General features: G+C 69.8%; 13 protein-coding genes and 2 pseudogenes. 9 read left to right on the top strand and 6 right to left on the bottom strand.

Going from position 1 to position 9,697, the window contains the following annotated elements; genetic code table 11:
- A partial coding sequence (locus tag AB0B48_RS29285; protein WP_357207107.1) for an MFS transporter occupies positions 1–1,265 on the top strand: 1,265 nt, incomplete at its 5' end.
- 9 nt (positions 1,266–1,274) lie between these two features.
- Here AB0B48_RS29285 and AB0B48_RS29290 read toward each other — a convergent pair.
- Together AB0B48_RS29290 and AB0B48_RS29295 are read right to left on the bottom strand one after the other, a co-directional pair.
- Positions 1,275–1,862, bottom strand: a complete 588-nt coding sequence (locus AB0B48_RS29290) for a GNAT family N-acetyltransferase (RefSeq protein WP_357207109.1) — start codon at positions 1,860–1,862, stop codon at positions 1,275–1,277.
- 128 nt (positions 1,863–1,990) lie between these two features.
- Positions 1,991–3,022, bottom strand: coding sequence for an aldo/keto reductase (locus tag AB0B48_RS29295; protein ID WP_357207111.1), 1,032 nt, complete (start codon positions 3,020–3,022; stop codon positions 1,991–1,993).
- 123 nt (positions 3,023–3,145) lie between these two features.
- Here AB0B48_RS29295 and AB0B48_RS29300 point away from each other — a divergent pair, with 123 nt between their 5' ends.
- On the top strand, positions 3,146–4,699 hold the full coding sequence (locus AB0B48_RS29300; protein ID WP_357207113.1) for a glycosyltransferase family 39 protein: 1,554 nt from the start codon (positions 3,146–3,148) through the stop codon (positions 4,697–4,699).
- 29 nt (positions 4,700–4,728) lie between these two features.
- Here AB0B48_RS29300 and AB0B48_RS29305 read toward each other — a convergent pair whose 3' ends face one another.
- Positions 4,729–5,208 (bottom strand): Rrf2 family transcriptional regulator, encoded by a 480-nt coding sequence (locus tag AB0B48_RS29305; RefSeq protein ID WP_208741183.1) that lies wholly within the window; start codon positions 5,206–5,208, stop codon positions 4,729–4,731.
- Positions 5,209–5,333: 125 nt separating this feature from the next.
- On the opposite strand from AB0B48_RS29305, the gene AB0B48_RS29310 reads away from it, so the two are divergent.
- Entirely contained in the window at positions 5,334–6,074 is a 741-nt protein-coding gene (locus AB0B48_RS29310; protein WP_357207115.1) for an NAD(P)H-binding protein, read from the top strand.
- A gap of 37 nt (positions 6,075–6,111) precedes the next feature.
- On the opposite strand, the gene AB0B48_RS29315 is transcribed toward AB0B48_RS29310, so the two are convergent.
- A complete protein-coding gene (locus AB0B48_RS29315) occupies positions 6,112–6,417 on the bottom strand; it encodes a GNAT family protein (RefSeq protein ID WP_357207117.1) in 306 nt (101 codons plus the stop codon).
- On the opposite strand from AB0B48_RS29315, the pseudogene AB0B48_RS29320 reads away from it, so the two are divergent.
- Both AB0B48_RS29320 and AB0B48_RS29325 read left to right on the top strand, forming a co-directional pair.
- Positions 6,394–6,561: pseudogene (locus AB0B48_RS29320) on the top strand (IS5/IS1182 family transposase); the annotation flags it as partial. The gene AB0B48_RS29315 and the pseudogene AB0B48_RS29320 overlap by 24 nt on opposite strands.
- Before the next feature lie 255 nt (positions 6,562–6,816).
- Positions 6,817–7,236, top strand: coding sequence for a hypothetical protein (locus tag AB0B48_RS29325; RefSeq protein ID WP_124857929.1), 420 nt, complete (start codon positions 6,817–6,819; stop codon positions 7,234–7,236).
- Between the two features lie 378 nt (positions 7,237–7,614).
- Here AB0B48_RS29325 and AB0B48_RS29330 read toward each other — a convergent pair whose 3' ends face one another.
- The gene (locus tag AB0B48_RS29330; RefSeq protein ID WP_357207119.1) at positions 7,615–7,803 is read right to left on the bottom strand and encodes a hypothetical protein; all 189 of its coding nucleotides are present in this window, start codon (positions 7,801–7,803) and stop codon (positions 7,615–7,617) included.
- Between the two features lie 47 nt (positions 7,804–7,850).
- On the opposite strand from AB0B48_RS29330, the pseudogene AB0B48_RS29335 reads away from it, so the two are divergent.
- Positions 7,851–7,973: pseudogene (locus AB0B48_RS29335) on the top strand (IS5/IS1182 family transposase); the annotation flags it as partial.
- A gap of 102 nt (positions 7,974–8,075) precedes the next feature.
- Here the strand turns inward: AB0B48_RS29335 and AB0B48_RS29340 are convergent.
- On the bottom strand, positions 8,076–8,327 hold the full coding sequence (locus AB0B48_RS29340; protein ID WP_357207121.1) for a hypothetical protein: 252 nt from the start codon (positions 8,325–8,327) through the stop codon (positions 8,076–8,078).
- A gap of 53 nt (positions 8,328–8,380) precedes the next feature.
- Between AB0B48_RS29340 and AB0B48_RS29345 the strand changes: the two genes are divergently transcribed.
- From AB0B48_RS29345 to AB0B48_RS29355, 3 genes are all read left to right on the top strand, one after another.
- Positions 8,381–8,728, top strand: a complete 348-nt coding sequence (locus AB0B48_RS29345) for a hypothetical protein (protein ID WP_357207123.1) — start codon at positions 8,381–8,383, stop codon at positions 8,726–8,728.
- A 106-nt stretch (positions 8,729–8,834) separates the two neighbouring features.
- The gene (locus AB0B48_RS29350; RefSeq protein WP_124857925.1) at positions 8,835–9,173 is read left to right on the top strand and encodes a winged helix-turn-helix domain-containing protein; all 339 of its coding nucleotides are present in this window, start codon (positions 8,835–8,837) and stop codon (positions 9,171–9,173) included.
- A gap of 3 nt (positions 9,174–9,176) precedes the next feature.
- On the top strand, positions 9,177–9,452 hold the full coding sequence (locus AB0B48_RS29355; RefSeq protein WP_357207125.1) for a hypothetical protein: 276 nt from the start codon (positions 9,177–9,179) through the stop codon (positions 9,450–9,452).
- The last annotated feature ends 245 nt before the right edge of the window (positions 9,453–9,697 follow it).

Raw genomic sequence — 9,697 nt, forward strand, 5'->3', positions numbered from 1 at the left:
CCGTGGCAGACGCTGCTCCGTTGCGTCCCATCCAGCTGCTTTGCCGCAACAGGCCATTCCGAACGCTCTTCTCGGCACGGCTCGTCTCGTACGCGGGCGATTCACTCAGCCTTGTCGCGCTGATCTTCCACGTCGCCGAGACGACGGGTAAAGGGCTGGCGGTCGCGCTTCTGCTCCTTGTCGGGGACTTCGCGCCATCCCTGCTGGGTCCGTTCACCGGTGCCCTCGCTGATCGGCTCAACCTCCGACGACTGATGGTCGTCTGCGAACTCGTCCAAGCTGTGGTCCTGCTCGTCATCGTCCTGACGATGCCCTCGCTGCCGATGTTGCTGGCTCTCGTCGCGATTCGCGCCACCGCGTCGCAGCTCTTCCAGCCGGCGTCTCGGGCGGCGGTGCCCGCCCTCGTCGATGACCGTGACCTGGAGACCGCCAACTCCACCCTCGGGTTCGGCTCCAACGCGGCAGAGGCGATCGGCCCACTGCTCGCCGCGGCCCTGTTCCCGCTGGTCGGACTGCGTGGTGTGCTGCTCGTCGACGCCGTGTCGTTCCTGGTCTCGGCCATGCTGCTCGCGAGGCTCCCCTCACTTCCGCCGACGACCGGCGACGAGCGCCAGCCGCCCCTGCTGCGACAGGCCAGAGCGGGCCTCGGCTATCTGTTGAGTGTTCCGACGGTGCGGGTGATCTTCCTGGGCTTCACCGCGGTGGTCGCCTTCAACGGGGTCGACGACGTGGCCCTGGTGCTGCTGGCCAAAGACACCTTCCACGTGGGCGGATCAGCGGTCGGGCTTCTGCTGGGCGCCGTCGGTGTCGGGCTGGTGGCCGGTTACGCCATGCTGTCCAGGTGGGGCACCAGGGCGTCGATGCCGCTGCTGCTGACCGCGGGATTCGCCGTCAGCAGTGTCGGCAACCTGCTGACCGGGCTCGCCTGGGCCGTCGCCGCCGCGATCGCCCTGCAGGCCGTTCGTGGCTTCGGGTTGGCGGCCATGGACGTCGCGTCCAGCACCCTGCTGCAACGTACGGTGCCACCGGGCATGCTCGGCAGGGTCTTCGGCAATCTGTACGGTGCGATCGGGGTCGCCGCCGCGACGTCCTACCTCGCCGGTGGTGTCCTGCTGGACGCCACGTCCGCCCCGGTGACACTGATGGTCGCGGGAGTCGGCGGACTGGTGGCTACCGGCGTCGTCGCGCTGCGACTGCCGCGGGCGATGCGACGCGCCGACACGCATGGTGCGACGCCGACACCATCCGTGCCGCCCATCGAGTAGACCGGGTGATCAGATCGGGCCGTCGGTGCGCAGCCGTGCGTGCAGGTGCATGTCGTGCCAGCCGTCGGCGTGGCGAACCGACCCCCGGAGCACGCCCTCCACCGGAAAGTCGGCCCGCGTGGCCACCCGGCACGACGCCGTATTGGCGGTCGAGTGATCCAGGGCCAGCCGGTGCAGACCGGCCCGCGTGAAACTCCACCGGGTGAGTGCCCTCAACGCCTCGGTGGCGATGCCCCGACCACGCGCGGCGGGCACCAACCAGTACGACAGTTGCGCCGACGCCTCGGCCAGCAGCACACCCCGCAACCCCACCTGACCCAGCGGCCGGTCGTCGGCGTCGACGATCGCCCAGCTGGCGGCCGTCTCGTCACGCCAACGGCCGGCCCACTGCGCCGTCCACACCCGCGCCTCGTCGTCGCCGTCGATGCGGCGGACGTGCCACCGTTGGATCTGCGGACAGTCGAAGGCCGCCCGGACGGCCGGGGCGTCGTCGTCGCGCCACGGCCGCAGGGCCAGCCCGGGACGTACCGGAAGGTGGGGTTGCTCCTGGGCGGCGAGGCTCCCGGCGGGCATTGCTGGTGTGACGAGCAGCGGCATCCGCCCATTATCGAGCCGACGGCCTCACTCCCCGGTCGGGCCGCCCGCGAGTTCGGCGACCACGTCCAGGTAGCGCAGGGAGACCTCGGTGAGCCTGCCGGCCGGGTCGGTGGGATCGGGAAACGAGGTCATGATCCGGCCGGCAGGTCACGGCCGCGCTGACGCACCCCGGCCGCGCCGTACGGGTAGTCGCCCACCAGCGGGGCGCTCGCCTCGTCCAGCAGCCGCGTCTGCTCGGCGTCGAGGACCAGGTCGGCGGCGGTCAGGTTGTCGTCGAGCTGGTCGGTGGTCCGCGCGCCGAGGATCACCGAGGTGACCGCCGGTCGGGCCGCCAGCCAGGCCAGCGACACCGCCGACATGGACACGCCCCGGTCGTCGGCGATCTGGCGGACCGCGTCGAGCACCCGCCAGGTGCGCTCCTCGGCGTTGCGACCCGCGTACGCCTCGACGCCGCGCTGCGGGTTCTCGCCGAGCCGCGTCGCGCCGGTGGGCGTGCTGTCGCGCTGGTACTTGCCGGTCAGCCACCCGCCGCCAAGCGGTGACCACGGCAGGATGCCGATGCCTTCGTTCTCGCAGACCGGTACCAGCTCGAACTCGATGTCCCGAGCCAGCAGGTTGTACTGCGGTTGCAGGGTCACGATCGGGGTGAGGTTGAGGTGCTGGGTGAGCAGTGCGGCCTTCTGCAACTGCCAACCGGTGAAGTTGCTGACCCCCGCGTAGCGGATCTTGCCGGCGCTGACCGCGTCGTCGAAGAACCGCAGCGTCTCCGGCAGCGGGGTCAGCGGATCCCAGGCGTGCGCCTGGTACAGGTCGACGGCCTCGACGCCGAGACGACGCAGGCTGGCGTCCAGGGCGCGGGTGAGGTGCACCCGGGACAGGCCGGCGTCGTTTGCCCCCGGACCCATCGGGAACCGCCCCTTGGTGGCGATCACCAGGCGGTCACGCACGTCGGGGCGGCTGCGCAGCCAACGCCCGATGATGTCCTCGGAGACACCGGTGGAGTAGACGTCAGCGGTGTCGATGAAGGTGCCGCCGGCCTCGACGAACCGGTCCAGTTGGGCGAAGCTGCCGGCCTCGTCGGTCTCCGCGCCGAAGGTCATCGTGCCTAGACACAGGGTGGACACCACGGTGCCGGTGCTGCCCAGAGTGCGATAGCGCATATCGTCCTTTCGGTCCGAGTGACAAAGCTGATCTTCGCACCCGCCTCGGCCACCCGCATTCGGGACCGTGCCGAACGCCGGTAGGGGCACCCACGCGGCGACACCGCCAGTCATCATGAGCGGGTGAGCGAGCCCGCGATCGAGATCGACCGACCTCAGCGGCCGACCCAGTCGCCGCCGTCGGGGCGGCCGCCGGAGCCCGGCATTCGTACCCGCGGCCCGTGGCTGGCGGCCGCCGCGACCACAGTGACGCTCCTGCTGCTCGCCGGCCGTTACGGCTACCACCGCGACGAGCTGTACTTCCTGCTCGCCGGTCGGCACCTCGACTGGGGCTACGTCGATCAGGGGCCGCTCGTCCCGGTGCTGGCCCGGCTGCTCGACACGATCGCCCCGGGCAACCTGGTGGTGCTGCGTACCCCGTCGGCGGTGCTGGCCGGCGGCGCGGTGCTGCTGGTGGCCGCTATCGCCCGGGAATTGGGCGCCGGCCGGGGCGGGCAGCTCTTCGCGGCGGTGCTCGCCGCGCTTTCCGGCATCGTGCTCGCCAGTGGTCATCTGCTCAGCACCACCACCATCGACCTGCTGGTCTGGTTGGTCGCGGCGTGGTGCGCGGTGCGGTTGCTGCGCACCGGTGACAGCCGCTGGGCGCTGGGCATCGGGCTGGCGATCGGTGTGGGCATGCTCAGCAAGTTGCTGCCGGCGCTGCTGGCCGTGGGCCTGGTCGCCGGGGTGCTCATCGCCGGGCCACGCCGGCTGCTGCGCGACCGGTGGGTTCTCGCCGGGGCCGGGATCGCCGCGCTGCTGGCCGCGCCGAACCTGATCTGGCAGGCGACCAACGGCTTCCCGCAGCTCGGCGTTGCCGGGTCCATCTCCGACGGTGACAGCTCCTACAGTGGCCGGCTCGACGCGTTCACGCTCCAGTTCGTCATCATCAGCCCGTACGCCGTGCCGATCTGGATCGCCGGTCTCGTCGCGCTGCTCCGCCGACCGGCGTGGCGGGCCTACCGGGCGGTGGGCTGGGCGTGGTTGGTGGTGGTCGGCATCGTGCTGATCGCCGGCGGCAAGGGCTACTACGACGCGCCGCTGCTGCTGGTCCTCACCGCCGCCGGTGCGCTGGTCGCCGTGGCGTGGGCCTCGCGCGGGTCACTCTGGTGGCGTCGGGGGTTGCTCGCGCTGGGTGTGGTGCCGTTCCTGCTGCCCAACGTCGTGCTGCTGCTGCCGGTGCTGCCGGCCGACCAGTTGCCCGCCTTCGTGGTCGACGTCAACTACGACGCTGGCGAGACGATCGGTTGGCCCGAGTTCGCCGACTCTCTCGCGGCTGTCCATCGTGGGTTGTCGCCGCCGGAGCGTTCGCGGGCGGTCGTCCTCACCGGCAACTACGGCGAGGCTGGCGCGGTGGCCCGCTACGGGCCGGCCCGTGGTCTGCCTCGGGCGTACTCCGGGCACAACAGCATGGTCGACTTCGGTCGGCCGCCCGCCGACGCGGACGTGGTCATCGCGGTCGGCTGGGAGCGCCCCGACCAGCTCAACACGTGGTTCGAGCAGTGCACCCTGGCCGGGCAGGTGGACCAGCGGGTCGAGGTGGACAACGACGAGAACGGCGGCCCGATCCACGTGTGCCGGGGGCTGCGGCGTCCGTGGGCGCAGATCTGGGACACCGAGGTACGCCACACCGGCTGACCGTGTTCGCCCGGCTCTGCGGGGTCGGGTCAGGCTCCGCCGGTCAGCCAGGCCTGGATGCCGACCAGCGCCTCGGGGCCGGAGGTGGCGTCGACGTCGCGGGCGAGATCGGCGATGGTGACCGCGGCGAGCGCCTGGTGCCACGCGTCCTCGGCCGCCCACATGGCCCGGGACACCGGGCAGGGCGTGGTGCAGGCGTCGGCCGGGGTCGCGAAGGGGCCGCGCTGGCGGATCTCCGTGCAGACGAAGGTCGGGCCGGGCCCGTCGACGGCCCGGACGACGTCGAGCAGGGTGATGCTCTCCGGGGCGCGGGTCAGCACGTAGCCGCCCGACTTGCCCTGCACGGAGTGGATCAGGCCGGCGCGGGCGAGCGCTTGGAGTTGCTTCGCGAGGTAGCTGCTGGAGACGTCGTGCAGTTCCGCCAGCTTGGCCGCCGGAACGGGCGTGTGGCTGGTGGTGAGCACCACGCAGCAGTGCAGCGCCCACTCGACCCCGCCGGACATCTTCATGACGTCACCCTAGTCACCCCGTTACTCAGACTCTTTGTGTCCGAGTATAGTTCTCGGACAAGGAAGGTCCGAGTATCGGCTGAGCCTCAGCAGTCGGACCACACGCAACGGGAAGGTGCACGGGCATGAAGATCGCCGTACTGGGCGGGACCGGCCTCATCGGGTCGCAGGTCGTCAAGATCCTCCAGGCTGCGGGCCACGAGGCGGTGCCGCTCTCGCCGTCGACCGGGGCGGACCTGCTCACCGGGCAGGGCCTGTCCGACGGGCTCGCCGGCGCCGAGGTCGTCGTCAACCTCACGAACTCGCCGACCTTCGACGAGGCCTCGCCCGCCTTCTTCCAGACGACCATGGACAACCTGCTGGCCGCCGCCGCTCGCGCGGGTGTCGGCCACGCGGTGATCCTCTCCATCGTCGGCGTCGACCAGGTGCCCGACCTGGACTACTACCGCGCCAAGACCCTCCAGGAGGAGATCCTCACGGCCGGTACGATCCCGTACTCGATCGTCCGCGCCACCCAGTTCTTCGAGTTCGTCGAGGCGATCATGTCCTGGACTGCCGACGACACCACCGTCCGACTGCCCAGCACGCCGGTGCAGCCGATGGCCGCCGCCGACGTGGCGCAGGCCGTCGCCGAGGTCAGCATGGGCGCGCCGCTCAAGGGCATCCGCAACGTCGCCGGCCCGGATGTCTTCGCCCTCGACGAGCTGGGGCGCGTCACGCTCGCCGCCCGCGGTGACCAGCGCACCGTCACCACCGACGACAGCGCCGGCATGTTCGCCGCCATGTCCGGTGACGTCCTCATCGCAGGCGACGACGCCGTCATCGCGCCCACCGCCTACCGGGAGTGGCTCGACCGCCAGGTCTGAGGTGTGGACCCGACCCGCACGTCGCCGTGGTGAACGATCACGTCGGCGGCGTGCGGGTCTCGGCCTGCCACTCGCGTGCCAGGATCGCGAAGACGAGATGGTCGGCCCACTCCCCCCGGAACAGGTAACTCTCGACCTGGCGCGCCTCCTGGCGCATGCCGAGTCGCTCCATCAGCCGGGCCGAGGCGGTGTTGCGACAGTGGCAGCGGCCGTAGACCCAGTGCAACCCGAACTCGGTGAAACCCCAGTCCAGCAGCGCGGTGGCGGCCTCCGTCGCCAACCCGCGACCGCCGCGGTCGGGGTGGAAGATCTCGGTCAACTGCCCGAGGACATCACCGTGCACCTGGACGCCGGCTACGACTCCGCCGCGACCCGCGAACTCCTCGCCGAACGCGGTCTGACCGGTGAGAGCGCACGCAAAGGCGTCAAGGTCCCCGTCCAAGCCACCAAGCGGTGGCACGTCGAGCGCACGAACTCCTGGCACAACGCGTTGAACCGGCTCCAACGCTGCTACGAACGCAAGGAAGACGTCATCCACCCGCTCCACTCGCCGACCATGAACCCGCCTACTTGCGCGACTTCTAAACAACCTTCCACGCATCTCGGGGATTGACAACCTCGCCGCCGATCCTCCTTGACGGTGGCGAGTATAGGGGCGGCTTCAGAGCCGGATCCGCCCCTATACCGGCGTCCCCAAGTCGAACGCGTTGACCCAGCGACTAGGGGCCCGTATGATCCATGCATGGACATGCGTCGCATTGTCCACAAGGCAATGCCGCCAGACGGGGGAACGATGAAGAGAACGCTTAGTCGCACCGCCAGGGCCTCCGCGCTCGGAGTCGCGATGGTGCTCACCGGGATTGCGATACCGGGCGTCGCTTATGCGGACACAACCAAGTGCTCGTATGACGGCTATGACCGGACATGTGCCACCAATTACACTAGTGGCGCCACCAAGTCAAGACTCGAAATCTGTGACAATACGAATGACGGCAAAGTCGTTCAAGTGGCATACCTCATCGAAGGAAGCGGCAGTTCAACCACCAGCACTGACAGCTATGGCGGATCCTGCACGGTGATCAATAACTCCACGTGGCGGGTTAAGTGGTTCAAGATGAGGAAGGCCTACGATAGCTGGCAGCCTCAGGTTAACATGTATTAAAAGTTCTGCATCCCATTGACTCAAAGGACTCAGCCCGGTGTGGTTATCGGGCTGAGTCCTTTGAGTCGAGCTCCGTCATTGATTGATGACTGAAGGGTGCAGGCAATGCCAATAAAATTGGAGTACCCGTCCGGCGAGAAGGACCGCGATGCCGTCTCTTTCTTCCACGCCAGCCAGTTCTAGCTGGCGTGTCGTCACGCGGCCTTCAACCGGCAATCGGGTAACGGGCAGGATCGCGCCCGCGCGAGTCGTGCAGTAAACGGCCACCGCAGGTACCCGGTCTGAATTATTTGACGGGGACGGCATCGGTGGCACGTCGAATTCTCCGACCTGTCTGGCGGCCAAGGGCTGCTCGCCGGAGGTCGAAGGCTGTGACGTCTACGGGCGTTTGTAGAATTCGACGATGCTGTTGGTGGTGATCTCAGTCAGGTCGCCGCACCACAGCAGGTTCGGTGCGACGGCGGTGAACTGCCGCCGGACCCGGTCCGGCGCGGCCCGCCGTTTGCCCTGCTTTGTGAGGCTGCGCCGCCGGCGCGGGGTACGGCCGGCCAGGCCGAGGGCCGCCATCCGCGCGGCGACGGTGTTCTCCCCGACCCGCCATCCGGCCGCCTGCCGTATTCGACAGGCTTCTGCAAGTGCTGTGGTTCGGCTGCTCCTACGAGGCCATCGCCGACTCGACCTGCTCGGCCACCACGATCCGCAACCGCCGCGACGAGTGGATGAAACTCGGCGTGTTCACCCAGTTCGCCGACGCGATCATCACCGTCCGAAGCCTCATCCGCCAAGCCTGGACCCTCTACCGCTGGGACACCCGCTCCACCCTCAGGCCATGAACCCGCCTACTTGCGCGACTTCTTAGGGCGGAGACGCGCGCCGACGCCTCCGTACGCCCGGGTCGACGGGCACTGCGCGTCGACGTGCACATTCGACGGATCGCACCAGCGGTGCTGTTGCAGGACTTCCACCGCGCGCATCCCCGCATCGAGCTCGACGTCGTCACCCTCGGCGCCGACGTCCACGCCGCGATGGCCGCCGTCGAGGCGGGGACGGTCGGCGCCACCTTCCACGCCGTCACCGTCGCCGCGCGTCACCTGCCCGCCGCACGCCCGCGCAACTCGCCGAGCACCGCATATGGATGCCCGGCATGGCCCCCGGCACCGAATGGTCCGACTACTACGACGAACTCGCTGCCGCGTTCGGTCTCACCATCGACCTGGTCGGGCCGGTCTTCGGCAACGAGGCGCTGCTGGCCGAGATCGCCGACTCCGCGGAGCTGGCGACCCTCGCTGGCGTTCGCACCCGGTACCTGTGGCCGGACAGCTACGACCTGCGGCGCGTACCGGTGCGTGGCCCGGCGGCCGTCTACCCCATGTTCCTCATCTGGCGCGGCGACAACCCGCATCCCGCGCTGCTGGCACTGCGCGACTACCTCGCCTCCCGGCGGGTGCAGGCCCCCGACGTCGAGGTCTGGCTACCGCCTTGGGGTCAGTGAACCGCGCGCCACGGCGTTCGTTGACACCTGCCGCCCTCCCCTGTCAGACTCAGCTGACAGGGGGCGTCAGAGAAATCTGACACCTTCATTGAGAAGGGAAACCAGGATGAGCGGCACCTCGCCGACCGGTGACGAACTCGTGTCGTTACTGGCCGCACTGGCCAGCCCGCACCGGCTGCGGATCCTGGCCGCCGTGGCCCGGCAGCGGACCTACGTCAGCGAGTTGGCCCGGCAGCTGCAGATGAACCGGCCGCTGCTCTACATGCACCTGCAGAAATTGGAAGCGGCCGGCCTGGTGACCGGCGAGCTGGTGACCGCACCGGACGGCAGCTCGGTGAAGTACGTCCAGGCGGTGCCGTTCACGGTGTCCCTCGATCTGGACGCGATCGCACTGGCCGCACAGAACCTGACCGGCTCCGGGCCGGCCGCAGAACAGGAGAAGTGAGCAATGACCCATCAGGTCGCGTTGGACATCGCACAGACCTCCACCATCGCCGCGGCGGTGATCGTGACGGCGATGATCGTGGTCGCCGGTCTCATCGGGACGGGCATCTACCGCGCCCGGTACGCGGCGGCTCGGGAGGAGGGCTACCGGGCGCTGGCCGAGCGCAGCGCCACCGGCGCCCAGGCCACGGCGGACGAGATCAAGGGCGTGCGGAACGAGCTCGGCGAGGTTCGGCAGCGCCTGGCCGCGCTCGAGAAGCTGCTGAGCCAGATCGGCTGACGGCCCACCGATGGGGAGGACGCGCCACATGAGCACCTGGAACGACGCGCTGACGCGGGCCCGGCGGCTCGTCGCCGTGGCCGGCTGCCTGATGGTGACAGGCCCGGGGGGGGGCGCCCCCGGCGCGGGGCCCCCCCCCCCCGGGGCCCCCGCCCCCCGCGCCGCAACCGCCCCCCCCCCGCCCCCCCACCCCCCCCCCCCCCACCCCCCCCCACCCCCCCCCCCCCCCCGCCGCCCGCGCCGCG

Origin of the sequence: Micromonospora sp. NPDC049089 (genome assembly GCF_040648775.1) — a bacterium.
In the GTDB taxonomy this organism is placed as follows: Bacteria; Actinomycetota; Actinomycetes; order Mycobacteriales; family Micromonosporaceae; genus Micromonospora.